This is a genomic window from Streptomyces sp. WMMB303 (assembly GCF_029351045.1).
GTDB lineage: Bacteria > Actinomycetota > Actinomycetes > Streptomycetales > Streptomycetaceae > Streptomyces.
The window spans coordinates 1,967,625-1,991,711 of record NZ_JARKIN010000001.1 but is presented as its reverse complement, the minus strand read 5'-3'; the positions used below and the strand labels follow the sequence as shown (position 1 = coordinate 1,991,711).

Below are 24,087 nucleotides of genomic sequence, written 5' to 3'. Positions count from 1 at the left end.
GTCGTGGGCCGGCCGGGTGCGTTGCTCAGCAGCGCTTCTGGGAGTACGCCTGGTAGCTCTGCGGTGCCCCCGCCGGGCGCAGGCTGCCCACACCGGAGGTGCAGTGGTCGACGGTGTTCGCCCCGTCCGTCCAGAACTCCTGCTGCTTGGTGGACTTCCACGCCTTGGCCGCGTGCACCGAGTCGTCGCTGTAGCTGTAGACGCCGGTGGTGATGTCGTAGGGCGCCGCTGTCTTGCGGAAGCTCTCCCAGACCCACACGTAGCCGTAGTTCTCGTTGCACTTCTTGGAGTAGAACTGCTTGACCGAGGCGATCGTCTCCGAGCCCCGCTTGATCAGTCCGCGGGTGCCGATCGGCACGGCGTCGTCGCAGACCCCTGCCGTGCGGGCCGCGCGGCTCGCCGGGTTCCCCTCGGGGGAGGGGGCCGTGCTGCGGGTCAGCTTCTGCGGGTGCGACGGGGGAGTGGCCGGGCCGCTGCCGGCGTAGGCGGCTCCGGCGGGCAGGAGGACCAGCGCGGAGGTCGCGGCAGCGGCCAGCGCGCCCTTGGAGAATAGGGTGGAACGGGTGGAGCCGGTGGAACGCATCGTGATTTTTCCCCCTCTTCGATGAAGAAGCAGTCGTATGCGTGCTTTCCATGGCATCGCCGGAATGAGTGCGATGCGCGGGATACCCAGTACGACACGTCGCTGCCTCGAGGGGTTGTACGCCGGCGCCCCGCTCTGCGCGGGCAGTTGACGCCCGTCATGCCACCGGTTCCCCACCCGTCACTGGAGCCTCCAGGGCCTCGGTCGGGCGTCCTGGAGGTCTCCTCACGCCGTCGCTGACGTTCGCAGGTCGTCGAGCACCAGTTCGTGCACCACCTCGGGTTCCACGCCGAGTCGGGAGAACACCGCCACGGAGATGTTGTCCTCCGGCCGCAGCACGCCGAGCAGGACGTGCGCGGCCCCGATCTCCCGGTCCCCGCGTGCCGATGCCTCGCGCAGCGCCTGCTTCAACGCTTCCTTCGCCCGCGCGGCGAACGGGATGTGCCGGGTGCCCGTGCGGCTGCCGCGCCCCGTGCGACCGGACCCCGGTGCCGCGTCGAGCGCGCCCGTCCCGAAGGACTCCTCCGCGCGCCTGCGGACCTCCGCCAGGTCGATCCCGAGGGCGCGCAGCGCTTCCCCGTCCTGCGGGCCGAGGTCCTCGCGGGACCCGGCGACCACCCCCGCGACCGCCGCCCGGCACGAGGCCGCGCTCACGCCCAGCCGGTGCAGGGTCGCCGCCCCCGTCTGTCCGGGATGCCGCAACGCGCCCAGCAGCAGATGCTCGGAGCCGATCCGGTCGTGTCCGAGCGAGCGCGCCTCCTCCTGCGCGCCGATCACCACGTCCCGCGCTTCACCGGTGAACCTTTCGAACATCGCCGCTACCTCCCAGTGCGCTTCGAGTGCTTCTTGTGCACGGCCTGCCTGCTGACTCCGAGCGCCGCGCCGATCTCGTCCCACGACCACCCCTGGCGGCGCGCGCTGTCGACCTGGAGCACCTCCAGGCGCTCTGCGAGCCGCCGCAGTGCGGCAACGGCCCGCAATCCCACGGCCGGGTCGCCGTCCAGAGCGGCCTGCGCGGTGTGAACCGCCTCGTCGGCTCCCTCTGCTTCCGTTCCTGCCATGCTGTCAACTTAGGCTGACACGAGTTCGATGTCAACCATTATTGACAGTTCTCCTGGTGACGCACGGCGGGGTAGGGCGTGAGCCGGGTCGCCGGAGGGCCGTCCCGGGCGCAGTCGGGCAGCGCCGGGTGGGGCGGGTCCGGATGGGTGCCGAGGAGCGGAGCGCGCGGAGGGCACGCGCGCTGTTCCGGGCGGCTCGCACGACCCTGGTGGGGCGTGCGAGCCGAGCGCGGTGGAGGGGTTCTTCGAAGGTCGCGGCGCCGGCGCCGCGAACGGGTGACGGGGGCGGCGGCCCGGTCCGAGGGTCAACGGCCGCCGGAGAACGCGGAAGCGGGGCGCCCGTCATGCGGTGCGCCCCGGTCGAGGTCCAGCTCGGAACGTTTCTGCTCGGTTGTGCTGAGGTGGGGCGGGTGGGACTCGAACCCACGGCCGACGGATTATGAGTCCGCTGCTCTAACCGGCTGAGCTACCGCCCCGTAACGGCGCACCGCGCACATCTGTGCGCGCCGTCTGCCGCAGCATAACCGTTCATAGGATCTGCCGCCCCCGGCGGGGGAGATCTACGCAGGTGAGGACCACGAACCAAGGGTGATTGGTTCCCATTGGCGGCCAACTTCGTTGGGAAGTGCGGAAGAACGTCCTGCGCCGCGCCCCGGACGCAGTGGCGGCACACAAAAAGGGCCCCTGGAGAGGGGCCCTTTCGAGTGGTGCTCCCGCGACTGGACTCGAACCAGTAACCTGCCGGTTAACAGCCGGCTGCTCTGCCGATTGAGCTACACGGGACCGTCTCATCGGTCGCACTCCGGATCCCCGGGGCGCTCCCTTGCGGTGAGGAATACATTAGCGCATGCCAGGGGGTGCTCCGAAATCGGTATTGCCGCCGCCCGAACGCGGTACCCCTGAGGCACCCCCGGTGGCTGCCGCAGCCCCCGGGGACCGGCAGCAGGACCACCAGCCGAGAGAAGGGGCAAACTATGCGCTACCGGCTCACGTTCGTGTCCGGACTGGCCGTCGGCTACGTGCTCGGCGCCCGCGCGGGACGCGAGCGCTACGAGCAGATCAGGAAGGGCGTGCGGAGGATCGTGGAGAACCCGGCGGTGCGCAATGCGGGGGAGGCGGCGGCGCTCAGCAGCCGGCAGGCCGCGGTGAAGGCCGCCGATGCCGTCCAGGACCGGCTCCCCTCCTCGGTGGCCGACCGGGTCCGCACGGCTCGCGACTACCGTGCCCGCGCGGGCAGCGACTGGGGTGCGGAGGCGCACTGAAGCCGCTCGGCGGCCCTTTCCGGGAGCCGCCGCGGAAGCGGGCCGGGGGAGGACGGACGCGGCGGTGACGCATCCGTCCTCCCCCGGCGTGCTGTCGGATGGCCCGGGGGGCGGGGGCGGCCGCTACGCCGGGATGCGGCCCCGGCCGCTCCCGGCGGCGCCCTCCAGCAGCGGCGCCAGCAGGTCGCCGTACTCCTCGATCCGCTCCGGCAGGTCGGTGCCGAGGAAGACCAGGTCCTCCGGCCGCTCGGCGGCGGACAGCTCGGCCCAGGTCAGCGGCGTGGAGGCGGTCGGGCGCTGTTTGGCGCGCAGCGTGTAGGGCGCCGCCGTGGTCTTGGCCTGGTTGTTCTGCGACCAGTCGACGAAGACCTTCCCCGGCCGCAGATCCTTGGCCATCTTGCTGACGGCGTGCTCGGGCAGCTCCGCCTCGGCCTGCTGGGCGAGCCGCTTCGCGTACGCCGAGACCCGGTCGGAGGGGGTGCGCTCGATCGCCGCGATCAGGTGCAGACCCTTGGAACCGGAGGTCTTGGGCAGCAGGGTGATCCCGTCGTCGGCCACCCGCTCGCGCAGCCAGTCGGCGAGCCTGCGGCAGTCCAGGATGTCGGCGCCCTCACCCGGGTCGAGGTCGAAGACCAGCCGGTCCGCCTCGGCCTGGTGGCCGGTCTGCCACTGCGGGGTGTGCAGCTCCAGTGCCGCCAGATTGGCCGCCCAGACCAGCGTCGCCTCGTCCTGGATGAGGACCTGGTTCAGCGGCGTCCTGCTCACCACTGTGATCTTGCGCGTCGTCACCCAGTCGGGGGTGCCGGGCGGAACGTGCTTGGTGAAGAACTTCTCGCCCTCCACGCCGTCCGGGAAGCGCAGGAAAGAGAGGGGGCGTCCGTCGAGGTGGGGCAGCAGGACCCCGGCGACGGCGGCGTAGTAGCGGATCGCCTCGCCCTTGGTGAAACCCGTCGCCGGATAGAGCACCTTGTCGAGGTTGCTGAGGGCCAGACGGTGGCCCCCGATCTCCGTGTGCGGCATAACCTGAGAGTCCCATAGAAGGGACAAAGTATGCGTTCAATCTGGAAAGGGGCCATTTCGTTCGGGCTGGTCTCGATCCCGATCAAGGTGGTGGCCGCCACCGAGAACCACAGCGTCTCCTTCCACCAGGTCCACACGGCCGACCAGGGCCGCATCCGGTACCGCAAGGTGTGCGAGCTGGACGAGGAGGAAGTACCGCGTGAGGAGATCGGCCGGGGCTTCGAGACCGAAGAGGGCCGCACCGTGCTGCTGACCGACGACGACATGGCAGCCCTCCCGCTGCCCACCGCCAAAACCGTGGAGATCCTCGGTTTCGTCCCCGCCGAGGAGATCGACCCCATCCAGCTCGACCGCTCCTACTACCTGGCCGCCGACGGCAAGCGTGCCGACAAGCCCTACGTCCTGCTGCGTGAGGCGCTGAAGCGCTCCGGCAAGGTCGCTGTCGCCAAGCTGGCCCTGCGGGCCAGGGAGAGCCTCGGGATGCTGCGCGTCTACGAGGACGCGCTGGCGCTGCACACGATGCTGTGGCCGGACGAGATCCGCTCGGTCAGCGGTGTCGCACCCGAGGAGGAGGTCACGGTGCGGGACGCCGAACTCGACCTCGCGGACACCCTCATGGAGACCCTCGGTGAGCTGGACTGGGGCGACCTGCGGGACGAGTACCGGGAGGCGCTGGAAGAGCTCGTCCGGGCCAAGGCGGAGGGCGCCGAGCCGGCACCCGAGGAACTGCGCCGCCGTACCGAGGCGGGCGGCGGCAAGCTGGTGGACCTGATGTCCGTGCTGGAGCGCAGCGTCCAGGAAGCCAGAAGCGGGCAGCAGGAGAGTGAGGCGACCGTTCACGAGCTGTCGGACCGCCGGAAGGAGGCGGGCGAGCGGGCGGGGTCCGGGCGGAGCGGCGGCAAGGGGAGCGGCGGGTCCGGTGCCGCGAAATCCGGCGCGAAGTCGGCCACCGGGAAGAGCGCCGCCAAGAAATCCGCCGCCAAGAAGTCCGCTGCCAAGAAGGCGACCGCCAACAAGACCGCTGCCAAGAAGACCGCTGCCAAGAAGACGGCTGCGAAGAAGTCGGCAGGGACGACCGGGGCGAAGAAGACCGCCGCGAAGAAGTCCACACGACCCCGCAAGACCGCCTGACCGGGGCGTCCCCGTGCACTCGGCCGACGGGCCGGTGCACCGCGCCGGTCGGCGGCCGGCGGGCGACGTCGGTACGGGGCCCTCACCGCTCGCGCCTGCTGCCACACCGCTCATGGATCCTGACGGCCATCCGCGGAGAACCTGTCGGCCTGTCGCGCACCCTCTCAGCAGCCTGCGGTGCGCCGCGCCCCTCTCGTACCGCCCCTGCCGACCGCGCGCGTTCGGACGCCCCCGGAGATGTGCTCCCGGTCGGTGCGCCGCCGCTCACCACCCGGTGCGGCGCTCCATGCGGGTCCCCGCGATCCGTGAGAACGCCATGATGTCGCTGGGCTCCTCCACGGTGATGCGGTGCCAGCGCCCGCGCGGGATGACGCAGGCGGTGCCCGGGCCCAGCCGGGCCGCCGGCTCCCCGTCGGGGTCCTGGGGGTCGGTCTCGCTGCGGAAGTGGACCTGCACGGCGCCGGTCAGCACGCACATCACCTCCTCGCCGTCCGTGTGGCACTCCCATGACTCGGGATGCGCGTCGGCGTCGTTGTCGACATGCAGGGTCACCACCGTCCAGCCGCCGACGTCCGGGGACATCCGGCGCTCCTCGGTCCGGACGTCGCCGTCGGGTCCGAGCCGGATCATGGAGGAGAACAGGTCAATCGCGGTCATGATGGCCACCCTTTCGTCAAGCTCATCCAGTTCATCAAGTACGGTGTACGTGATGACAGTGGAACACGTACGGCGTACGTGGTCAAGGGAGGGCCGGAACGGTCAGTGGCCGGAGTTCGGCCAGGAAGGGCGGATGCCCGGTGCCCGCACCGAAGAAGTTCAGCAGGGACCAACTCGCCTCGGCGGCCCTGGAGCTGGCCGACGACAAGGGGCTGGACGCCCTCTCGATGCGCGCTCTCGCCACGCGGCTGGGCACCGGTCCGATGACGCTCTACAACTACGTGGACGGCCGGGAGGGGCTGGAGTCGCTGGTGATCGAGGCCGTCGTCCGGCACGCCGCCTATCCGGCGGAACCCGCAGCCGACTGGCGCGAGGAGGTGCGGATCCTCGCCGAGTCGTACTGGGCGACCGTCCGTCGCCATCCCCAGGTCGTGCCGCTGATCGTGGCGCGCCGCACGACGGACGAGTCGACGCTGGCCTTCGGGGAGCGGATGCTGGAGGCGCTGGCCAGAGGCGGCCGGTCGGGGCGGGACCTGCTGGTGGCCTTCCGGCTGGTGGTCGGGTTCGTCATCGGCTTCGCGCAGAGCGAGTCGGGAGCCGCTTCGCTGCGCCTGGCGGGCGGCTCGGCCGACGAGGTGATCGAGCGCGGGCGGACGCTTCCGGAGGAGCGCTATCCGCGGGTGGTGGAGATCGCCACGGCCTCGGCCGAGGGGGACCGTCTGGAGGAGTTCCGCTCGGGGCTCGATCTGCTGGTGGCCGGGCTCAGTGCGCGGTCCCGCCCAGCATCCGCCTGAGCAGATCGCGCAGCAGTCTGCGTTCGGCCGGAGTGAGTTCCTGGAGGGGTTCCCCCGCGAAGTCCAGCTCGCCGCGCAGCCGGGTCGCGGTGGTGCGGCCCTCCTCGGTGGCGGCGGCGACCTTGACCCGGCGGTCGGCGGGGTCGGGTCTGCGCTCGACCAGGCCCCGCGCCTCCAGTCGGTCGACTATCCCCGTCACGTTCGACGGCTCGCACTTGAGGTGGCGGGCGAGCTGCCGCATCGGAGTGGGCCGGTGCGACAGCAGGGTGAGGACCCGCGCCTGTGCGCCGGTCAGCGCGTGCTCGGCGGCGGCCAGCTCGTACTCCTCGTGGTAGCGCGCGACCACCGTCCCGATCAGCTCGGCCACCTCGACGCTGAGCGCGTCCGGGGTGCGACCGTCTCCTCCTGCCATGCGACCAGCCTAGCGGGCGATGCTTGACAACATGAAATATCCGCCCGCATGGTTGTTTCAGTACCTGAAGCAATTCTGGAGGCGACAGCGTGACCTCATCCGTATCCCCCGACTCCGCCGAGAACCGGATCCCGGACACCGGGCGGGCCTGGCACCTGACCGCCCGGCCGCAGGGCTGGCCCACCACGGACGACTTCGCGCTGCGGGAGGAGCCGGTCCGGGCTCCGGCCGAGGGGCAGATCCTGGTGCGCAACATCCACCTGTCCGTGGACCCGTACATGCGCGGCAGGATGAGCTCGGCGAAGTCCTATGTGGACCCCTACAAGCTGAACGAGCCCATGACCGGCGGCGCCATCGGTGTCGTGCTCGCCTCCGAGGACCCCGCCTTCACACCCGGCGACCATGTGCTGCACGACCTGGGCTGGCGCGAGTACGCGACATTCCGGGCCAAGTACGCCACCAAGGTCGACCCCCAGGCGGCTCCGCTCTCCACCTACCTCGGAGTGCTGGGCATGCCGGGCCTGACGGCGTACGCGGGTCTGCTGCGGGTGGCCGGCTTCCAGCCCGGCGACGCCGTCTTCGTCTCCGGCGCGGCCGGCGCGGTCGGCAGCGAGGTGGGCCAGATCGCCCGGCTGAAGGGCGCCTCCCGGGTGATCGGCTCGGCCGGCTCCGACGAGAAGGTCAAGGTCCTCACCGACGAGTACGGCTTCGACGCGGCCTTCAACTACAAGCACGGCCCGGTCGGCGAGCAGCTCAGGGAGGCGGCGCCGAGCGGAATCGACGTCTACTTCGACAACGTCGGCGGCGAGCACCTGGAGGCCGCCATCGACGCCATGAACCTGCACGGCCGGATCGCGGTGTGCGGGATGATCTCGCAGTACAACGCCACCGAACCGACCCCGGCACCGCGCAACCTCGCCCAGATCATCGCCAAGCGGTTCCGGATGGAGGGGCTGCTGGTCATGGACCACGTCGACCTCCAGCAGCAGTTCGTCGACGAGGTGGCCCCCTGGGTCCGCTCCGGAGAGCTGAAGTACCGGGAGACCGTGGTCGAGGGCATCGACAACAACCTGGAGGCCTTCCTGGGCCTGCTGCGGGGCGAGAACGTCGGCAAGATGATCGTCACCCTCGGCGACTGAAGCGCTGAGCGCCGGTCAGGCCGGGTTCGGCCGGGCACCCGGTCAGGCCGGGCACCCGGTCAGGCCGGGCCCGGCCCGGGCTCCCTGCACCGTCCTCGGACCGAGCGCCTACGCTGGGCACCGCACCGGAGGGAACCTGGGCGCGAGTTCCGCCGGGCGTGCCATCAACAGGAGGAAATCCATGGCGATACAGCCGATCGACGTCAAGTACACCGCCGTCGCCACCGCGGAGAACGGCCGCGACGGCCGCGTGGCCAGTGATGACGGCCAGCTCGACGTCGTCGTCAACCCGCCGCGCGCGATGGGCGGCAGCGGCGCGGGCACCAACCCCGAGCAGCTCTTCGCCGCGGGGTACAGCGCCTGCTTCCAGGGGGCGCTCGGTGTCGTGGCCCGCAAGGAGGGCGCCGACATCTCCGGTTCGACCGTGACCGCCGAGGTCGGCATAGGAAACACTCCCGAGGGCGGCTTCGGCCTCACCGTGAGCCTGCGGGCCACCATTCCGAACGTGGACGAGGCCACGGCCAAGGACCTGCTCGAGAAGGCTCACCAGGTCTGCCCGTACTCCAACGCCACGCGCGGCAACATCGAGGTCACTCTGCAGGCAGCCTGATCCTGCGGTGGGGCTGCGGGGCGTTGCCGCACCGGCGGCGCCCCGCAGCCCGGACAGGTCCGGGCCCGGCAGCGTCGTCCGCCTTCCGGTCGGGAGTCCGGCGGCTCAGGAGTGCGCCGCGGAGAACGGCGCGCCCGGCGAGGCCCGGCCGGTCCGCCACGGCCCTCGGGTGCCGTCGGCCTCACCCGGCCGGACCGCTTGCCTCATCCGGCGCGACGCCGCGCGGTGATCTCCTCGTACGCCAGTTCCGCCAGGCTGCGCTGGCCCTTCTTACTGGGGTGGAACCAGTCCCAGTTGCTCAGTTCGGCCTCGGTGAAGCGGTAGTCGAAGACCGCGCCGTTGTCGTAGCGGCAGCGCAGGTCCTTGGCGCACTCCTGTTTGAGCACGGTGTTGTAGGCCATCACCCGGTCCTGGACCTCCTGCCGCCGCTCCCGGTCGGCGGCAGCCATCGACTGCGGGTCCTTGAGCATCGACTGGCAGATGCCCAGCCCCCACACCCGCTGCCCTATCGGGTTCTTTCTGCCCTCCCGCCACAGCCGCTTGAGGTTGGGCACGCTGGAGACGTAGACCTGCGCCTTGGGCGCGTCGGCGCGCAGCGCGCGCAGTCCCGCGCGGAAGTCGGTACGGAAGTCCGCGACCGGGGTCATCCGCCCGGTCGTGCTGCGGCAGGCGTCGTTGGCGCCGCTCATGACGGTCACCAGGTCCGGCTTCCGGGCGGCGGCCCGGCGCATCTGTCCGGGCAGATCGGCCATCACGGCGCCGCTGGCGGCATAGTTCCAGCTCGTCTCCTCGGGGTCGCCCAGCAGCCGCCGCGCGAGGCTGTCGACACCGGGCGCCGTGCCGGTGGCCCACGAGACCTCGGTGCAGTCGGCCAGCAGCGAACAGGCGTCGAATCCGCGGGTGATGGAGTCCCCGACCGCCGCGAGGGAATCGGGCTCGCGGTTCCAGATCTTCCGCGGAGTCGGCGAGGAGTGGGGGCGCGAGGAGCCGTCGGCGCGCTGCGCGCCGCGCTCGTCGCCTCCACCCGAGGAGTCGCCGCACGACACGGCGAGCACCGGACCCGCTACGGTGATCAGCACGAAAGTGCAGATCGCAACGGTACGGGAGCGTTTGCGTACGGTGGGCTGCGGGTGTGCCGAATGCGCGTTCCCCGGTTCGTGGCTCTCCGTCATCCGCCCCCCTGTTTCACCCGTGCCCGACCGACGGTACGTCACCCACCACGTGCCGCCTCGCGATAGCTTGTGCCGTGGTCGATGTGCGGTGGGTCGATCGGCACGGCGACTGGTAAATATTACCTCGCGTCACTTCCTGTCCCTTTCAGGGAGAATTGAGCGCAATGGTGTTTACTATTCGTAACCTCGGGAGCTGGTAGGGAAGTGACCGGTGGTGCAAAATGTCAGGCGCTTTCCCGGCGCGTGACCGGTAGGTGATCGAGGCCGCCCGGTGGCGACCCTCGGAGCGCACTGGAGGTCCCGGTGACGACACGTGGAGTTCTGTACGTCCACTCGGCGCCCCGCGCCCTGTGCCCGCACGTCGAGTGGGCGGTCGCGGGTGTGCTGGGCGCGCGCGTCAACCTCGACTGGATCAGACAGCCCGCCTCTCCCGGCACCTGGCGGGCCGAGTTCTCCTGGCAGGGGGATCCCGGCACCGCCTCCAAACTGGCCTCCGCGCTGCGCGGCTGGCACCTGCTGCGGTTCGAGGTGACGGCCGAGCCGTGCGCGGCGGCCGAGGGGGAGCGCTACAGTGCCACCCCCGACCTCGGCATCTTCCACGCGGTCACCGGCATGCACGGCGACATCCTCATCCCCGAGGACCGGCTGCGCGCGGCCGTCGCCCGGGCGGGCCGCGGCGAGAGCGACCTGCAAGCGGAGATCTCCCGACTGCTGGGCAAGCCCTGGGACGACGAGCTGGAGCCGTTCCGCTACGCCGGCGAGGGCGCTCCGGTCCGCTGGCTGCACCAGGTGGTCTGACCCGGGTCGTGCCTCCGTGGCCGGCCTGGGCCTCCGGCAGGGCCCCCGCGCGTGCCGTTCGCCGGAAGCCAGTCGCCGCGTATGCGCGCCGCTTGCCCTCGAGCGTGCTCGAACGCCTACCGTTCCGGCATGTCGTACGAAACCTCTGTCGCGGTGCTCGGAACCGGCACCATGGGGGCCGCCATGGCCCGCAACCTGTCCTCGGCCGGGCTCACGGTCCGCGCCTGGAACCGTACCCGCAGCCGGGCCGAGCCGCTGGCCGCGCACGGCGTCGGCGTCGTGGAGGAGGCGGCCGAGGCGGTGCGCGGTGCCGGTACCGTCCTGACCTCCCTGCACGACGGTCCCGCCGTGCTGGACGCCATGCGCGCAGCCGCCCCGGGCCTGTCCGAGGGCACCGTGTGGCTTCAGACCAGCACCGTCGGGCCGGACGGGCTGGGACCGCTGGTCGAGTTCGCCGGGGCGCAGGGGCTGCGCTTCCTGGACGCACCCGTGCTCGGCACCAAGGCGCCCGCCGAGGCGGGCGAGCTGACCGTGCTGGTGTCCGGCGCCTCGGACGACCCCGGGGTGCGGGAGCGCGCGGCCCCGGTCCTCGACGCCATCGGCGCCCGGACCCTGTGGCTCGGTTCGGAACCCGGTGCCGCCAGCCGCCTCAAGCTCGTGGTCAACAACTGGGTCCTCACTCTCATCAACGGCACCGCCGAGACCCTCGCGCTCGCCGAGGGCCTCGGTGTCGATCCCGACGCGTTCCTCGGCGCCGTCGCGGGCGGCCCGCTGGATGCGCCGTATCTGCAGGCGAAGGCCCGGCTCGCCCTGGAGGGCGGCTACGAGGCGAGTTTCCCGCTCTCCGGCGCCCGCAAGGACGCCGAGCTCATCGTCCGGGCGGCCCGCGAGAGCGGGGTGCGGCTCGACGCGGTGCCCGCGGTGGCCGAGCGGCTGCGGCGCGCCGAGGCGCAGGGGCACGGCGGGGACGACGCGGTCGCCTCGTACTTCGCCAGCTACGAGGCGTCCGACTACGGCAGGGGTGACGCCCGGGGCGCGGCGTAGCGGCGCCCGCTCCGGCTTCCGCCACCCGGCCGGCGGTGGTGCCGCCCTGCCGACGCTGCCGCCGTCCCCCGAGGACCAGGCGGCGGTGGCACCACCGGGCGGAGGGCGGGGACAACGAAGGGGTGAGGGGCGGCCCCCGGGAAGGCCGCCCCTCACCCCTGTCGCGACAGGACGCGGTTCCGATCGCGGTCCGGGACCCGGTCCGCGATCGGGATCACACCGTACGGAACGCCAGCACCACGTTGTGGCCGCCGAAGCCGAAGGAGTTGTTCAGCGCGGCGATCCGGCCCTCGGCCGGGAGCTCGCGGGCGACATCGCGCACGATGTCCCCGTCCACCTCCGGGTCGAGGTTGTCGATGTTGATGGTCGGCGGCGCCGTGCGGTTGTGCAGCGCCAGCAGCGTGGCCACCGTCTCGACACCGCCCGCGCCGCCGAGCAGATGCCCGGTCATCGACTTGGTCGCCGAGATGCTCATGTGGTCGACGTCGTCGCCGAACACCTTGCGCAGCGCCTTCAGCTCCGCCAGGTCGCCCTGCGGTGTCGAGGTCGCGTGCGCGTTGATGTGCATGACCTCGGCCGGGTCCAGGTCGGTGTTGGCGGCCAGGTGCTGCAGCGCGTGCGCGATGCCGTTGCCCGAGGGCTCCGGCTGCACGATGTCGTGGCTGTCGGCCGAGATGCCCTGGCCCATCGCCTCGGCGTAGACCCGGGCTCCGCGGCGGCGGGCGTGCTCGGCCGACTCCAGCACGATCACTCCGGCGCCCTCGCCGAGCACGAACCCGTTCCGGTCCACGTCGAAGGGGCGGGAGGCGCCCTGGGGGTCCTCGTTGTTCTTGGACATCGCCATCATGTTGCCGAACGCGACGATCGGCAGCGGATGGATGGCCGCCTCGGTACCGCCTGCGACGACGATGTCGGCACGGCCGGTGCGGATCATCTCGATCGCGTACCCGACCGCCTCGGAGCCGGAGGCGCAGGCGCTGACCGGGGTGTGCACCCCGGCCCTGGCGTTGACCTCCAGACCCACGTTGGCCGAGGGACCGTTCGGCATCAGCATCGGCACCGTGTGCGGCGAGACGCGGCGGACGCCCTTCTCGCGCAGCACGTCGTACTGGTCCAGCAGCGTGGTCACGCCGCCGATCCCGGACGCCACCACGGCGCCCAGCCGGTCCGGGTTGACGGAGGCGTCCTCACCGGCCCGGGCGGTGAAGCCCGCGTCGGCCCACGCTTCGCGGGCCGCGATCAGCGCGAACTGCGCCGAGCGGTCCAGCCGCCTGGCCTGGGGGCGGGGGATGACCTCGCTCGGGTCGACAGCGGCCCGGGCCGCGATCCGTACCGGCAGGTCGGCGGCCCACTCCTCCTCGAGGAGCGCCGCGCCCGAGCGCCCGGCGACGAGCCCTTCCCAGGTCGATGCGCTGTCGCCACCCAGCGGTGTGGTTGCGCCGATACCGGTGACGACCACGGAGTGATTGGTCGCGTTCACTGGAATTCTCTCCACGGTAGGGGGTGATTCGTTTGAGCCACCCGCATGCCGGGTGGCGACAAACGCGTCAACGGATGTCTCAGCTCTGGTGCTTGAGGATGTAGTCGGTCGCGTCGCCGACGGTCTTGAGGTTCTTGACGTCGTCGTCCGGGATCTTCACGCCGAAGCGCTCCTCGGCGGCGACGACCACCTCGACCATGGACAGCGAGTCCACGTCCAGGTCGTCCGTGAAGGACTTCTCGAGCTGGACGTCCTCGGTCGGGATACCGGCGATCTCGTTCACGATCTCGGCGAGGCCCGAGACGATGTCTTCCTGAGTGGCGGCCATTGCGGCGCTCCTTCGTGTAGCGGTGAGTCCGCAGCGCCCGACCCTGTCGTACGGGGCTGCTCGGATCTTGACTAGGGGAGAGTAACGACCGTGGCGGCGTAGACGAGACCCGCCCCGAAGCCGATGACGAGGGCGGTGTCGCCGCTCTTCGCCCTCCCCGTCGCCAGCAGCCGCTCCATCGCCAGTGGGATGGAGGCAGCCGAGGTGTTGCCCGTGGTCTCCACGTCCCGGGCGACCGTGACGTGTTCGGGCAGCTTGAGAGTCTTCACCATCGAGTCGATGATCCGCATGTTGGCCTGGTGCGGGATGAAGACGTCCAGGTCCTCGGGAGTTATCCCGGCGGCGTCCAGGGCCTGCTGCGCGACCTTGGCCATCTCGAAGACGGCCCAGCGGAAGACCGTCTGGCCCTCCTGGCGCAGGGCGGGGAACTTCACCGAGCCGTCCTCGCTCAGCGGAAGCTGCGCCACGTCGCCGACCCGGAAGCCGTCCCAGGCGACGGTCTGCGAGATGACGTCCCGCTTGTCGCCCTCCGAACCCCAGATCGAGGGACCGAAACCGGGCTCGTCGGACGGTCCGACGACGACGGCTCCGGCGCCGTCCCCGAACAGGAACGCCGTGGAGCGGTCGGTCAGATCGGTCAGGTCGGAGAGCCGCTCGGCGCCGACCACCAGCACGTGTCGCGCGCTGCCCTCGACGATCAGACTCTTGGCCAGGGTGAGGCCGTAGCCGAAGCCGGCGCAGCCCGCGTTGATGTCGAAGGCCGCCGCCTTTCCCGCGCCCATCCGGTCGGCGATCTCGGTGGCCACCGCCGGGGTCTGCTTGAAGTGCGAGACGGTCGAGATGATGACCGCGTCCACCTGGTCGGGGGTGACTCCGGCGTCTGCGACGGCCTTGCCCGCGGCCTCCAGGGTCATCTCGGCGACCGTCTCCTCCGGTCCCGCCCAGTGTCGGGTCGCGATGCCCGAACGGGAGCGGATCCACTCGTCGGAGGAGTCGATGTGCTTGAGGATCTCCTCGTTCGGTACCACCCGGGTCGGTCGGTATCCGCCGACGCCGAGAATGCGCGCATACGGCGAGCCCTGCGCGGGCTTGATCTTCGCGGTCATGCTTCTCGGGCTCCTTGGAGGTCAGGCGGACGTGTGGGCGGCTACGAGGTCCCGTGCCGCGGCGAGGTCGTCGGGCGACTTCAGCGCCAGCGTCCGTACGTCCGGCAGGGCGCGCTTGGCCAGGCCGGTCAGGGTGCCGCCGGGGCACAGTTCGATCAGCGCCGTGGCGCCCAGCCGCTGGAACGTCTCCATGCACAGGTCCCAGCGCACCGGTGCCGAGATCTGGTGCACCAGCCGGCGGACCACGTCCGGGCCGGACTCCACGACGTCGCCGTCGAAGTTGGAGACATAGCGGGTGACGGGCGCGCCCGGTGTCACGTCCGCGACGGCCGCCTCCATGGCGGGCAGCGCGCTCGCCATGTGGTCGGTGTGGAAGGCCCCGGCCACCTTCAGCGGGATGACCCGCGCCTTCTCGGGGCGGTCGGCGGAGAGCGCCGCGAGCTGCTCGGCGGTACCGGCGGCCACGACCTGGCCCGCGCCGTTCCTGTTCGCGGGGGTCAGGCCGAGCTTCTCCAGATGCCCGGCGACCACGTCCGGATCCCCGCCCAGCACGGCGGACATCCCGGTCTCGGCAGCGGCGGCGGCCTCGGCCATCGCCGCACCCCGGGCGCGGACGATGCGCAGCGCCTCCAACGGGGTGAGCACCCCGCTCAGCGCCGCGGCGGCCAGTTCGCCGACGCTGTGCCCGGCGAAGGCACCGACGGCGGCGGCCCGGCCCGGTGCGTCCTGCGCGGGTTCGGCCGCCAGCAGCGCGTCGCCGGACAGCAGGGCGGTGGCCACCAGCAGCGGCTGGGCCACGGAGGTGTCCCGGATCGCGTCGGCGTCGGCCTCGGTGCCGTAGTGCACCAGGTCCAGATCGATGGCGGCGGACCACTGGGCCAGCCGGTCGGCGACGCCGGGGAGTTCGAGCCAGGGGGTCAGCAGGCCAGGCTTCTGGGCGCCTTGGCCGGGAGCGACGAGTACGAGCACTCTTTCACTCTCTCCTGTGGACACGGGTCTCGGCCGGTGGGGACCGAGACGAAGAACGGGGAGGGTAATTGTGGACCCTCGACAAAAGGTGCCCGCCAGCTTACGGCTGACCTCCGAAGTCGGCGAGACGCCCCAGGATCAGTGCGACACGCAGAGTGAATGCCGACCGGACATCCGACGGCGACCACCCGGTGACGTCCGTCACACGTCGTAGCCGGTAGCGGACGGTGTTGGGATGCACGAACAGCATCCGTGCGGCGCCCTCCAGGCTACTCGCCTGCTCCAGATAGACGCTGAGCGTTTCCAGCAGCGCCGACCCGGTCTCCTCCAACGGTCTGTAGATCTCCTCCACCAGCAGCTCGCGCGCGACCGGGTCGCCCGCCATCGCGCGCTCCGGCAGCAGGTCGTCCGCGAGGACCGGGCGAGGAGCGTCCGGCCAGGCCGCGCACGCTTTCAGGCCGGCCATCGCGGCCTGCGCCGAGCGCGTCGCGGCCAGCAGGTCGCCCACCACGGGCCCCGCGACCACCGGACCCGCCGCGAACGGCCCGATCAGCGACTTGGCCGCCTTCAGCGGGTCGTCCGTGCCTCCGGCGATCACCACCAGGCGGCTGCCGAGCACCCCGGTGAGCACCTGCAGCTTCGCCTGCCGGGAGGCGCGCCGGATGGCCTCGACGGTCAGTTCGCTGTCGCCGTCCGGCGCGGTGCCCAGGACCACGGCCACATGTTCGGGGGAGTTCCAGCCCAGCGCCGCGGCCCGGGAGACGGCGCCCTCGTCCGCCTCCCCGGAGAGCACCGCGTTGACGACGAGCGATTCCAGCCGGGCGTCCCACGCGCCGCGCGCCTCGGCGGCCTGCGCGTAGACCTGCGCGGTCGCGAAGGCGATCTCCCGCGCGTACACCAGCAGCGCCTCGCGCAGCACCGCCTCGTCGCCGGGTGCCGCCACCTCGTCGATCGCCGCCTCGACGACCTCGATCGTGGTGCGGACCATCTCCACGGTCTGCCGCAGGGTGATCGCGCGCGTCAGTTCCCGCGGCGCGGTGCCGAACACATCGGTGCTGATGGCCTGCGGTGTCTCCGGGTGCCGGAACCACTCGGTGAAGGCCGCGATGCCCGCCTGCGCGACCAGGCCGATCCAGGAGCGGTTCTCCGGCGGCATCGCGCGGTACCAGGGGAGCTGGTCGTCCATCCGCGCGATGGCGGCGGCGGCGAGCTTCCCGGAGGACTGTTCCAGACGGCGAAGGGTGGCCAGATGGGGGTGCTGGGGTGGTGGATCTGAGGCTTCGGGCACGGGACAAGCCTGCCTTACCGGATGCCCGTGCCGGGCGCGGGGGCGCGAGGGGGATCCGCCAAGGGTCCAGGAGCGGACCCTGCTCGGCGGCCCCGGGGCATGGCGTGCCCCGCCGCGCGCGAGGGCCACCGCACGGCGCTCCCCGCCGCCCGCGCGCCTGTCGGGGGCCGTGCCCCGCCCGCCGGCCCCGCGACTACCGTGGGGTGCATGGCGCAGGTTGTGTGGCGGGCCGAGGACAGGTACCGGGGCGGTGACCCGGGTGCCGGGATCGACACTCGGCACGCCTTCTCCTTCTCCGGTTTCTACGACCCCGGCAACACCGGCTTCGGGCTCCTGGTGGCCTGCAACGAGGAGCGGCTCGCACCGGGCGCCGGGTTCGACACGCACCCGCACCGCGATGTGGAGATCGTCACCTGGGTCGTCGAGGGCGAGTTGGAGCACACCGATTCCACCGGGCACGCCACCGTGGTGGGCGCCGGCGACGTACAGCGGCTCGGCGCAGGCAGCGGTGTGCGGCACAGCGAGCGCAACGCGGGCACCACTCCGCTCCGGTTTGTCCAGATGTGGCTGGTTCCAGGGGTGTTCGGCACCGCACCCGAGTACGAGGTGGTGCGGGGCATCGCGGACAGCACCCCGTTCGCGCTGCCGCGCACCGAGGCCGTACTGCACGTGCGCCGCCTCGCCGACGGGGAGCGCACGGCGCTGCCCGACGCCGCGTACTGCTACCTCCATGTCGCCCGCGGACGGGTGCTGCTGCACGGTGCGGCGCGGGACGGCACGGCGCTGGGCGAGGGCGACGCGGCGCGGCTGACCGGACAGCAGAGGGGCGGGGAGCTGCGCGCCGAGGGCGGGGCCGAACTGCTGCTGTGGGAGATGCACGCGGAACCCGCCTACGGCTGAGCCGCGCCCTGTCCGCCACCGAGCCTCCGCGGCAGAGCGGCCGCCCGCCGCTTCCGCCGGTGTGCGTGCCTCAGCCGGCCAGCTCCGCCAGTACCGCGTCCGTGAACGGTGTCCACGCCTCCACCGCCCAGGGGCCGAAGTCCCGGTCGGTCAGCACCACACAGGCCGCGCCCGCCCGCGGGTCGACCCACAGGAACGTGCCGGACTGGCCGAAATGCCCGAAAGTGCCGGGTGCGGACGTCTCGCCCGTCCAGTGCGGGGACTTGGCCCCGCGGATCTCGAACCCCAGGCCCCAGTCGTTCGGCTTCTGGTGACCGTAGCCGGGCAGCACCCCGCTGAGCCCGGGGAAGACCACCGAGGTCGCCTGCCGCACCGTGGAGGGGTCCAGCAGCGTGGGGGACTGCAGTTCGGCGGCGAAGCGGGTCAGGTCGGCCAGGGTGGAGAAGCCGTCCTTGGCGGCCGAGCCGTCCAGTTCGGTGCCCGTCATGCCCAGCGGCTCGAGCACGCCCTCGCGCAGGTACTGCGGGAAGGGCATCTCGGTCGCCTTGGCGAGGTGGTCGGCCAGCGCTTCGAAACCGGCGTTCGAATAGATCCGGCGGGTGCCGGGCTCGGCCATGGTCCGGTGCTCGTCGAAGGCGAGCCCCGAGGTGTGGGCCAGCAGATGCCGGACCGTCGACCCCTCGGGCCCGGCGGGCTCGTCCAGTTCGACGGCGCCCTCCTCCAGCGCCATCAGCGCCGCGTAGGCGGTCAACGGCTTGGTGACCGAGGCCAGCGCGAAGCGCTGCGTGGCCGGGCCGCGGGTTCCGGCCACGGTCCCGTCGGCGTGTACGACGGCCGCCGCGGCTGTGGGCACCGGCCAGGTCTCGATCATCCGCAGGCTGTCCATGGCACCGAGCCTAACGGCACCGAAGTGCCGACGATTCCCCCCTTGCTTCGAGCGCACTCCAGGTCCGTAGCGTTCACTTGTGAGCATGACGCAGCCGGAGAAACCGCCGACATCGCAGCCCCCCGCACCGGTGCGGTGCGCCGAGGCCCCCCGCACCGGCCGACAGCCCGACGGGCAGCACCGCTACACCATCAGCGAGGCCGCGGAACTGAGCGGACTGAGCGCGCACACTCTGCGCTGGTACGAGCGGATCGGCCTGATGCCGCACGTGGACAGGTCCCACACCGGCCAGCGCCGCTTCTCCGTCCGGGACCTGAATTGGCTGGATCTGGTCGGCAAACTCCGGCTGACCGGGATGCCCGTGGCGGACATGGTGCGTTACGCGGAAATGGTGCGCCAGGGCGAGCAGACGTTCGGTGAGCGCAAGGCCCTGCTGGAGGCCACGCGTCAGGACGTGCTCGCCCGGATCGCCGAGCTGCACGACACGCTCGAGGTCCTCGACTACAAGATCGACCATTACTCGCGCAACACCGGCGATCTCCCGGCGACCCGCGCGGTCACGGCCGTGGCCGCCCCGGACGCCTCCGCCCAGCCGCGATCCCCGCACTCGGCCGCGGACGCGTAGCCGCGGTCACCGGCCGGCGGCGCCCGCGCCGCGTGAACCCAGTCCCGCCGCGCGCCTCGGCATCCTGCGGTCCGAGTTCGGTGCGCCGGGGCCGCGGCGCCTCGTCCGGTATCCGGCCGGCCCGCCTGGTACCCGCCCCCGGCGCGTGGATCACCGCCCGCGGCGCGCCTACCTCAGCGGGCGGCGTCGGCGCACTCCCGGGAGGTGGGGGCGCATCGGACCGCTCCGTAGGCACGCAGCGCGATCGAGGCGAAGTTGTCCAGCGAATCGGTGCCCGGTTTCAGATAGCCGCTGTGTCCGCCCGCGTCGGACGCGGTGACGACACGGGCTCCGAACCCCGGGTCCGCGGGGTCGGTGCCGTGCCCCAGGCCGAGCAGCTGCACGTGCGGCACGTGGCCGATCCAGTCCTCCGCGGCCCGTGCCGCCCACACCGGCACCGGGGTGTCCAGGCCCGCCACCGAGTCGGCCCGCATCCCGGGGGAGCCGAAGACGATCAGCCCGGCGGCCTCGGACCGGTCGATCCGGGAGGCGGCCCGGCCGCACACGACCGACCCGTAGCTGTGGCACAGCACCGCGGGAGCCGGAGTCCCGTTCTGCGCCAGCCCTTTCAGGAAGCGCACCAGCCGCGGCGCTCCGGCGTCCGCGAGCTTCCCCGTCGCGGCGTCCGGGCCCAGGCCGACCGGGGTGGTGTAGCCGACCCAGGCGACGACGGCGCTGCGGGTGTGCGGGGCGCGCCGTACCATCCGGGCGTGCAGCGCGGTGGCCATCCCGGCGGGCCTGCCGTATCGGTTTCCGCCGCCGCGGTCGAAGCCGGCCAGGTCGATGTCGGAGCCGGGTACGACGACCGCGGTCCGGGTGGCGTGCGCGAGGTCCCCGAAGACCTCGGCGACCTGGCCCCGGCCGCGCGGATCGAAGGCCAGGATCTGCCGTCCGGGGGCGAGCAGCCGGGCGTATCGCCGGACCTTCCTGCGGGCCTCCTGGTGATCCTCCCGGGTCAGCCCCTCCGCCCGCGCCCGCGCCGACTGCGTCCGCTGCTCCCGCTTGAGCGCCAGCCGGTTCGCCTGATACCTCACACGCAGGGGGACGCCGTCCAGATTTCCCACCGTCATCGCATGACTCCGCACCAGCCTCCGCTGCTCGCTCCCGCTCAGCTCCGCGAAGAATCCGGCCACCCGTTCGGGGCTCGCCGTTGCGGGGTCCGGCAGCGTGCGCCCCAGCGCACGGTCCGCGCGCCAGGCGGCGGCTCCCGGCGCGGGCCCGGTCACCGGAGTCTGCTGGGTGCCGCTGGTGACACCCACCGTGGTGGCGAGCACCGCTCCCACGAGCGGGGCGACGAGCAGAGCACGCGTGCGGCGGCGCTTCATGGGCCTGTCCCTCCTCCCGCCGCCCGCGGAGTCTCCGGAGGCGGCAGAGGGAGCGTGCGGCGCCGGTCGTACGTGGGGCGTCACACTGCGGAGCCAACCGCGGGGTGCTACCGGGGTAGGGGGTGGCGCAGGGCCTGCGGGCCCGCGTCCGGAGGGCCGTCGGAGCCCCGGGCCGGTGAGGCGATGGACCGCCGGGGCCAGGGCCGGGGGTCGAGAGCCGCTGGAGCCCCGGATCGGTGGGCCGAATGTCGAGGTCGCAGGGGCCAGGGGCCAGGGGCTGCCCTGGGCCGGTGGAGGCAGGGGCCCGCGCAGCCGCGGGCCGGTGCCGCTACTGGTCGCCCGGCGCGACCAGCCCCGCCTCGTAGGCGAAGACCACGGCCTGGGCCCGGTCGCGCAGTCCCAGCTTGGCGAAGACGCGGCTCACATGAGTCTTCACCGTCTGCTCGGCCAGCACCAGGAACTCGGCGATCTCGGTGTTGGACCGTCCGCGGGCCACGAGTTCCAGCACCTCGGTCTCCCGTTCGGTGAGTGCCTTGAGACGCAGTTCGGACGCCGGGGCCCGCCCCCGCCGCGGGCCGTTCCCGGAGCGCTGCCGGGCGAACTCGGCGATCAGCCGCCGGGTCACCGAGGGCGCCAGCAGAGCCTCGCCTTCGGCGACCACCCGCACCGCGGCGATCAGATCGGCCGGCGGCGCGTCCTTGAGCAGGAAGCCGCTGGCGCCCAGCCGTAGCGCCTCGTACACATAGTCGTCCACGTCGAACGTGGTCAGCATCAGCACCTTGGGCCGGTGGGTGACCCCCGGCGGCGGGTCGAGGAGCTGCTCGGCCGCCTCCAGGCCGTTCAGCCGCGGCATCCGCACGTCCATCAGCACCACGTCGGGGTGGGCGCGGCGGCACAGTTCGACGCCGGCCGCGCCGTCGGGCGCCTCGCCCACCACGTCGATGTCGCTCTGGGCGGCCAGCAGCGCGGCGAATCCCGCCCGGACCATGGCCTGGTCGTCGACGATGACCAGGCGGGTCACCCGGCCGGTCGGGGAAACGCCGGACGTGCCGATGCCGTTCATGCTGAGAGGGTGCCTTTCATACGGGCGGGGTGGAGCCGGTGTGCTGCGGGTCGGGTGTGTGCTCGGGTGCCCGGTCCTGCTCCGCGTCGCGCGCGTCGGCCCGGGGGGACGCCTCGTCGTGCGGTCCGGACTCAGCGGAGGGGGCCGGGTGCAGCGGCAGTCGGGCCGCGACCCGGAATCCGCCCTCGGGCAGTGCGCCGACCTGCAGGCTCCCGCCGACCAGCCGCACCCGCTCCCGCATCCCCACCAGGCCGTGCCCGGTACCGGTCGTCTCCAGCGGGGCCGCTTCCGGTTCCGGCGAGGCACTGTTGACGACCAGTACGGACAGCCAGCCCTCGTCCGGCACCGTCACCGAGACGCGGGTCCGGGCTCCGGGCGCGTGCCGTACGACGTTGGCGAGCGCCTCCTGGACGATCCGGTACGCCGAGAGCGTCACGGTCGGCGCCACAACGCCCTCCGCATCCGCCGCACCGGCCTCGTCGCCCGTCGCGGCCCCGTCCTGCGCCCCGGGCAGTGAGAGGTTCAGCTCGGTGGGCACTCCGGCCCGTACGGTCGCCTCCACGAGCTGCTCCAGTCGCTCCAGGCCGGGCTGGGGCGCACGTTCACCGCGGGTGGTCTCGCTGCGCAGGACGCCGAGCAGACGGCGCATCTCGGTCAGCGACTCGCGTGCGGCGGCGGCGATGGAGCCGAACTCCTCGCGCGCCTCCTGCGGCATCTCCGCGATCCGGTAGGGCGCGCTGTCGGCCTGGACGGTGATGACGGACATGTGGTGCGCGACCACGTCGTGCAGCTCCCGGGCGATCCGGGCGCGCTCCTCCAGCAGGGTGCGCTGGGCGCGTTCGGCCTCGCTGATGTGCTCCTGCTCGGCCAGTCGCCGCTGTGCCTCGGCTCGCTCCCGCAAGGTGGCCCCGAGCAGCAGCACGGCGCCGCTGAACACGATCAGCAGGACGTTGGTCCCCTCGCTGCGCTCGGGCGCGGCGAACCCCAGCGCGAGTGAGGCGGCCACCGTCACGAGCCAGACGGCGAGCAGCGTGCGGCGGCTCTCGCGCAGCGCCAGCGCCAGATACAGCACCAGGCAGCCCACGATCACCATCGGCGGCCATGGCCAGGGCCGTCCGGCGCCTCCGCCCGTCATCAGCAGCACCAGGGCACCGGCCAGGTCCGCACCGAAGACGATCCACCAGGCGGGCAGCGGCCGGGTCACCGCCAGGAGCAGGGGCGCGGTCTGCGCCACGCTCAGCGCACCGGCCCAGCCGCCGGGTACCGCGAAGTCGTGCGAGAGCACTTGGGCGGTCACCGGGAGGAGGACGATCGCGAAGCCGGACGCCAGCACATAGGGCAGCAGTCGCACGGCGCGGGAGGACGCCTGCCCCAGCAGCGGCTCACGCGAGGCGGCGGGGGTGGCCAGTGCGGCGGCGAGTGAGCGCAGTTGCCCCCACAGCGGGGAGAGCGCGGATCCCGGGGTCACAGCTCCGCCAGCAGCTCCGCCTTCTTGGCGGTGAACTCGTGGTCGGTCAGCAGTCCGGCGTCGTGCAGCTCACCGAGGTGCCGGATGCGTTCGGCCACATCCGCCGGGTCCGAACGGGGTGGCGTCGGTGTGGGGGGCGAGCAGACGCTCCCGGTGTCCCGCACCGGCCCGGCCGCCCGTACCGCCTCCAGGACCGAGGCGGCGAAGGGCAGGGACTCGTAGACGGGGCCGTAGCCGAGGCCGAACACCACGGAGGCCGGGTCCTGGTCGGCCTCCGCGAGGATTTCGGCTCCGCGCGGGCGCAGCCGCAGGTGGCCGCCGGGTCCCTCCGGCGAGCTCCACTCGACGCCCTCCAGCTCGCCGACGGGGAAGTACTGGTCGCCCGCCTTCCATTTGGCCGTCGAGGCACCCGTCCAGAACCAGCGGAAGCCGACGCCCGTGCCGTCGAAGGACGCCTTGCCGTCGTACGCCTTGAAGCTCTGCGGGGCGGAGGGCGCGGCGACCAGGTGGTCCGGCGCCGGTTTGGCCGCCTCTTGGGGCAGGACGGCCCGCAGCTCGGCCGCGTAGCGGTCCGCCAGCGGCTCGCGTTCTGCGGGCAGCACCAGCCGGTAGGGATCGCAGCTCTCCTTGAGCTGTCCGGCTGCCGCTTCCAGCAGGGGGTCCGCGCCCTCCCGGGGCACGGCGCGCAGTACGACGGTGCCGCGCTTGCCGCCCGGGGCCAGCTCGACGGTGCTCAGCGCCTCATACGGGATACGCCGTTCCCCGAGTACCTGGAAGAGCTTCGGCGTACGAATCCCCCGTTCGAAGCGGATGAGCACGGAGTCCGTCGTGAACTCCCAGGTGGAGTGAATTCCAGCCAGTACGTCACCCATGTGGGCCATCGTATGCGGCGGTCCGCCGTCCGTCCCCCCTCCGCCGCTCTCCGTG

26 protein-coding genes and 2 tRNA genes are annotated in these 24,087 nt (G+C 72.3%); 9 read left to right on the top strand and 19 right to left on the bottom strand.

Going from position 1 to position 24,087, the window contains the following annotated elements; all coding sequences use genetic code 11:
• Positions 1-25: 25 nt before the first annotated feature.
• The 5 genes from P2424_RS09070 to P2424_RS09050 all read right to left on the bottom strand — a co-directional run bounded on the left by P2424_RS09070 (position 26) and on the right by P2424_RS09050 (position 2,427).
• Entirely contained in the window at positions 26-583 is a 558-nt protein-coding gene (locus P2424_RS09070) for a hypothetical protein (protein WP_276475268.1), read from the bottom strand.
• A gap of 225 nt (positions 584-808) precedes the next feature.
• Entirely contained in the window at positions 809-1,396 is a 588-nt protein-coding gene (locus P2424_RS09065) for a Clp protease N-terminal domain-containing protein (RefSeq protein WP_276475267.1), read from the bottom strand.
• Between the two features lie 5 nt (positions 1,397-1,401).
• Positions 1,402-1,644 (bottom strand): hypothetical protein, encoded by a 243-nt coding sequence (locus P2424_RS09060; RefSeq protein WP_276475266.1) that lies wholly within the window; start codon positions 1,642-1,644, stop codon positions 1,402-1,404.
• A 402-nt stretch (positions 1,645-2,046) separates the two neighbouring features.
• Positions 2,047-2,120 (bottom strand) — tRNA-Ile (locus P2424_RS09055).
• A gap of 234 nt (positions 2,121-2,354) precedes the next feature.
• Positions 2,355-2,427 (bottom strand) — tRNA-Asn (locus P2424_RS09050).
• 191 nt (positions 2,428-2,618) lie between these two features.
• Between P2424_RS09050 and P2424_RS09045 the strand changes: the two genes are divergently transcribed.
• Positions 2,619-2,906: a YtxH domain-containing protein gene (locus P2424_RS09045; RefSeq protein WP_276475265.1), complete on the top strand. Its 288-nt coding sequence runs from the start codon at positions 2,619-2,621 to the stop codon at positions 2,904-2,906.
• Positions 2,907-3,029: 123 nt separating this feature from the next.
• Here the strand turns inward: P2424_RS09045 and ligD are convergent, their stop codons facing one another.
• The gene (gene ligD / locus P2424_RS09040; RefSeq protein ID WP_276475264.1) at positions 3,030-3,926 is read right to left on the bottom strand and encodes a non-homologous end-joining DNA ligase; all 897 of its coding nucleotides are present in this window, start codon (positions 3,924-3,926) and stop codon (positions 3,030-3,032) included.
• 30 nt (positions 3,927-3,956) lie between these two features.
• Here ligD and P2424_RS09035 point away from each other — a divergent pair, with 30 nt between their 5' ends.
• A complete protein-coding gene (locus tag P2424_RS09035; RefSeq protein WP_276475263.1) occupies positions 3,957-5,057 on the top strand; it encodes a Ku protein in 1,101 nt (366 codons plus the stop codon).
• A gap of 264 nt (positions 5,058-5,321) precedes the next feature.
• Here P2424_RS09035 and P2424_RS09030 read toward each other — a convergent pair whose 3' ends face one another.
• Positions 5,322-5,714 carry a cupin gene (locus P2424_RS09030; protein WP_276475262.1) on the bottom strand — a complete coding sequence of 131 codons (393 nt, stop codon included), beginning with the start codon at positions 5,712-5,714 and terminating at the stop codon, positions 5,322-5,324.
• Between the two features lie 140 nt (positions 5,715-5,854).
• Here P2424_RS09030 and P2424_RS09025 point away from each other — a divergent pair, with 140 nt between their 5' ends.
• Positions 5,855-6,508 carry a TetR/AcrR family transcriptional regulator gene (locus P2424_RS09025; RefSeq protein ID WP_276475261.1) on the top strand — a complete coding sequence of 218 codons (654 nt, stop codon included), beginning with the start codon at positions 5,855-5,857 and terminating at the stop codon, positions 6,506-6,508.
• Here the strand turns inward: P2424_RS09025 and P2424_RS09020 are convergent.
• A complete protein-coding gene (locus P2424_RS09020) occupies positions 6,477-6,920 on the bottom strand; it encodes a MarR family transcriptional regulator (RefSeq protein ID WP_276475260.1) in 444 nt (147 codons plus the stop codon). The two genes, P2424_RS09025 and P2424_RS09020, sit on opposite strands and share 32 nt — an antisense overlap.
• Positions 6,921-7,009: 89 nt before the next feature.
• On the opposite strand from P2424_RS09020, the gene P2424_RS09015 reads away from it, so the two are divergent.
• Together P2424_RS09015 and P2424_RS09010 are read left to right on the top strand one after the other, a co-directional pair.
• On the top strand, positions 7,010-8,059 hold the full coding sequence (locus P2424_RS09015; protein ID WP_276475259.1) for an NADP-dependent oxidoreductase: 1,050 nt from the start codon (positions 7,010-7,012) through the stop codon (positions 8,057-8,059).
• Positions 8,060-8,240: 181 nt separating this feature from the next.
• Positions 8,241-8,669 carry an organic hydroperoxide resistance protein gene (locus tag P2424_RS09010; protein WP_276475258.1) on the top strand — a complete coding sequence of 143 codons (429 nt, stop codon included), beginning with the start codon at positions 8,241-8,243 and terminating at the stop codon, positions 8,667-8,669.
• A gap of 203 nt (positions 8,670-8,872) precedes the next feature.
• Here P2424_RS09010 and P2424_RS09005 read toward each other — a convergent pair whose 3' ends face one another.
• Positions 8,873-9,841: an SGNH/GDSL hydrolase family protein gene (locus P2424_RS09005; protein WP_276475257.1), complete on the bottom strand. Its 969-nt coding sequence runs from the start codon at positions 9,839-9,841 to the stop codon at positions 8,873-8,875.
• Between the two features lie 303 nt (positions 9,842-10,144).
• Between P2424_RS09005 and P2424_RS09000 the strand changes: the two genes are divergently transcribed.
• A complete protein-coding gene (locus tag P2424_RS09000) occupies positions 10,145-10,639 on the top strand; it encodes a DUF3145 domain-containing protein (RefSeq protein ID WP_276475256.1) in 495 nt (164 codons plus the stop codon).
• A 129-nt stretch (positions 10,640-10,768) separates the two neighbouring features.
• Positions 10,769-11,683, top strand: coding sequence for an NAD(P)-dependent oxidoreductase (locus tag P2424_RS08995; protein ID WP_276475255.1), 915 nt, complete (start codon positions 10,769-10,771; stop codon positions 11,681-11,683).
• Between the two features lie 214 nt (positions 11,684-11,897).
• On the opposite strand, the gene P2424_RS08990 is transcribed toward P2424_RS08995, so the two are convergent.
• From P2424_RS08990 to P2424_RS08970, 5 genes are all read right to left on the bottom strand, one after another.
• Positions 11,898-13,163, bottom strand: coding sequence for a beta-ketoacyl-[acyl-carrier-protein] synthase family protein (locus P2424_RS08990; protein WP_276475254.1), 1,266 nt, complete (start codon positions 13,161-13,163; stop codon positions 11,898-11,900).
• A 79-nt stretch (positions 13,164-13,242) separates the two neighbouring features.
• A complete protein-coding gene (locus P2424_RS08985; RefSeq protein WP_276475253.1) occupies positions 13,243-13,491 on the bottom strand; it encodes an acyl carrier protein in 249 nt (82 codons plus the stop codon).
• 71 nt (positions 13,492-13,562) lie between these two features.
• Positions 13,563-14,597 carry a ketoacyl-ACP synthase III gene (locus P2424_RS08980; RefSeq protein ID WP_276475252.1) on the bottom strand — a complete coding sequence of 345 codons (1,035 nt, stop codon included), beginning with the start codon at positions 14,595-14,597 and terminating at the stop codon, positions 13,563-13,565.
• A 21-nt stretch (positions 14,598-14,618) separates the two neighbouring features.
• Positions 14,619-15,566, bottom strand: a complete 948-nt coding sequence (locus tag P2424_RS08975; RefSeq protein WP_276475251.1) for an ACP S-malonyltransferase — start codon at positions 15,564-15,566, stop codon at positions 14,619-14,621.
• Positions 15,567-15,666: 100 nt separating this feature from the next.
• Entirely contained in the window at positions 15,667-16,854 is a 1,188-nt protein-coding gene (locus tag P2424_RS08970; RefSeq protein WP_276475250.1) for a helix-turn-helix domain-containing protein, read from the bottom strand.
• A 207-nt stretch (positions 16,855-17,061) separates the two neighbouring features.
• Here P2424_RS08970 and P2424_RS08965 point away from each other — a divergent pair, with 207 nt between their 5' ends.
• The gene (locus P2424_RS08965; protein ID WP_276475249.1) at positions 17,062-17,754 is read left to right on the top strand and encodes a pirin-like bicupin family protein; all 693 of its coding nucleotides are present in this window, start codon (positions 17,062-17,064) and stop codon (positions 17,752-17,754) included.
• A gap of 70 nt (positions 17,755-17,824) precedes the next feature.
• On the opposite strand, the gene P2424_RS08960 is transcribed toward P2424_RS08965, so the two are convergent.
• Positions 17,825-18,640 carry a serine hydrolase domain-containing protein gene (locus P2424_RS08960; RefSeq protein WP_276475248.1) on the bottom strand — a complete coding sequence of 272 codons (816 nt, stop codon included), beginning with the start codon at positions 18,638-18,640 and terminating at the stop codon, positions 17,825-17,827.
• A gap of 85 nt (positions 18,641-18,725) precedes the next feature.
• On the opposite strand from P2424_RS08960, the gene P2424_RS08955 reads away from it, so the two are divergent.
• Positions 18,726-19,265 (top strand): MerR family transcriptional regulator, encoded by a 540-nt coding sequence (locus P2424_RS08955; RefSeq protein ID WP_276475247.1) that lies wholly within the window; start codon positions 18,726-18,728, stop codon positions 19,263-19,265.
• A 173-nt stretch (positions 19,266-19,438) separates the two neighbouring features.
• Here the strand turns inward: P2424_RS08955 and P2424_RS08950 are convergent, their stop codons facing one another.
• The 4 genes from P2424_RS08950 to P2424_RS08935 all read right to left on the bottom strand — a co-directional run bounded on the left by P2424_RS08950 (position 19,439) and on the right by P2424_RS08935 (position 24,032).
• Positions 19,439-20,629, bottom strand: coding sequence for an alpha/beta hydrolase (locus P2424_RS08950; RefSeq protein ID WP_276475246.1), 1,191 nt, complete (start codon positions 20,627-20,629; stop codon positions 19,439-19,441).
• Positions 20,630-20,957: 328 nt separating this feature from the next.
• The gene (locus P2424_RS08945) at positions 20,958-21,692 is read right to left on the bottom strand and encodes a response regulator transcription factor (RefSeq protein WP_276475245.1); all 735 of its coding nucleotides are present in this window, start codon (positions 21,690-21,692) and stop codon (positions 20,958-20,960) included.
• A gap of 16 nt (positions 21,693-21,708) precedes the next feature.
• Positions 21,709-23,160 carry a sensor histidine kinase gene (locus P2424_RS08940; protein ID WP_276475244.1) on the bottom strand — a complete coding sequence of 484 codons (1,452 nt, stop codon included), beginning with the start codon at positions 23,158-23,160 and terminating at the stop codon, positions 21,709-21,711.
• Positions 23,157-24,032: a DUF4429 domain-containing protein gene (locus P2424_RS08935; protein WP_276475243.1), complete on the bottom strand. Its 876-nt coding sequence runs from the start codon at positions 24,030-24,032 to the stop codon at positions 23,157-23,159. The genes P2424_RS08940 and P2424_RS08935 overlap by 4 nt, the downstream gene beginning before the upstream one ends.
• Positions 24,033-24,087 lie beyond the last annotated feature (55 nt).

What these genes read in the sequence shown, in the direction of transcription:
- P2424_RS09005 (WP_276475257.1), bottom strand. Translation starts at nt 9,841, where the DNA reads ATGACGGAGAGCCACGAACCGGGGAACGCGCATTCGGCACACCCGCAG.
- P2424_RS09065 (WP_276475267.1), bottom strand. Translation starts at nt 1,396, where the DNA reads ATGTTCGAAAGGTTCACCGGTGAAGCGCGGGACGTGGTGATCGGCGCG.
- P2424_RS08965 (WP_276475249.1), top strand. Translation starts at nt 17,062, where the DNA reads ATGGCGCAGGTTGTGTGGCGGGCCGAGGACAGGTACCGGGGCGGTGAC.
- P2424_RS08935 (WP_276475243.1), bottom strand. Translation starts at nt 24,032, where the DNA reads ATGGGTGACGTACTGGCTGGAATTCACTCCACCTGGGAGTTCACGACG.
- P2424_RS09035 (WP_276475263.1), top strand. Translation starts at nt 3,957, where the DNA reads ATGCGTTCAATCTGGAAAGGGGCCATTTCGTTCGGGCTGGTCTCGATC.
- P2424_RS09060 (WP_276475266.1), bottom strand. Translation starts at nt 1,644, where the DNA reads ATGGCAGGAACGGAAGCAGAGGGAGCCGACGAGGCGGTTCACACCGCG.
- P2424_RS08950 (WP_276475246.1), bottom strand. Translation starts at nt 20,629, where the DNA reads ATGAAGCGCCGCCGCACGCGTGCTCTGCTCGTCGCCCCGCTCGTGGGA.
- P2424_RS08985 (WP_276475253.1), bottom strand. Translation starts at nt 13,491, where the DNA reads ATGGCCGCCACTCAGGAAGACATCGTCTCGGGCCTCGCCGAGATCGTG.
- P2424_RS09070 (WP_276475268.1), bottom strand. Translation starts at nt 583, where the DNA reads ATGCGTTCCACCGGCTCCACCCGTTCCACCCTATTCTCCAAGGGCGCG.
- P2424_RS09045 (WP_276475265.1), top strand. Translation starts at nt 2,619, where the DNA reads ATGCGCTACCGGCTCACGTTCGTGTCCGGACTGGCCGTCGGCTACGTG.
- P2424_RS09030 (WP_276475262.1), bottom strand. Translation starts at nt 5,714, where the DNA reads ATGACCGCGATTGACCTGTTCTCCTCCATGATCCGGCTCGGACCCGAC.
- P2424_RS08960 (WP_276475248.1), bottom strand. Translation starts at nt 18,640, where the DNA reads ATGGACAGCCTGCGGATGATCGAGACCTGGCCGGTGCCCACAGCCGCG.
- P2424_RS08995 (WP_276475255.1), top strand. Translation starts at nt 10,769, where the DNA reads ATGTCGTACGAAACCTCTGTCGCGGTGCTCGGAACCGGCACCATGGGG.
- P2424_RS08945 (WP_276475245.1), bottom strand. Translation starts at nt 21,692, where the DNA reads ATGAACGGCATCGGCACGTCCGGCGTTTCCCCGACCGGCCGGGTGACC.
- P2424_RS09010 (WP_276475258.1), top strand. Translation starts at nt 8,241, where the DNA reads ATGGCGATACAGCCGATCGACGTCAAGTACACCGCCGTCGCCACCGCG.
- P2424_RS08955 (WP_276475247.1), top strand. Translation starts at nt 18,726, where the DNA reads ATGACGCAGCCGGAGAAACCGCCGACATCGCAGCCCCCCGCACCGGTG.
- P2424_RS09020 (WP_276475260.1), bottom strand. Translation starts at nt 6,920, where the DNA reads ATGGCAGGAGGAGACGGTCGCACCCCGGACGCGCTCAGCGTCGAGGTG.
- ligD (WP_276475264.1), bottom strand. Translation starts at nt 3,926, where the DNA reads ATGCCGCACACGGAGATCGGGGGCCACCGTCTGGCCCTCAGCAACCTC.
- P2424_RS08980 (WP_276475252.1), bottom strand. Translation starts at nt 14,597, where the DNA reads ATGACCGCGAAGATCAAGCCCGCGCAGGGCTCGCCGTATGCGCGCATT.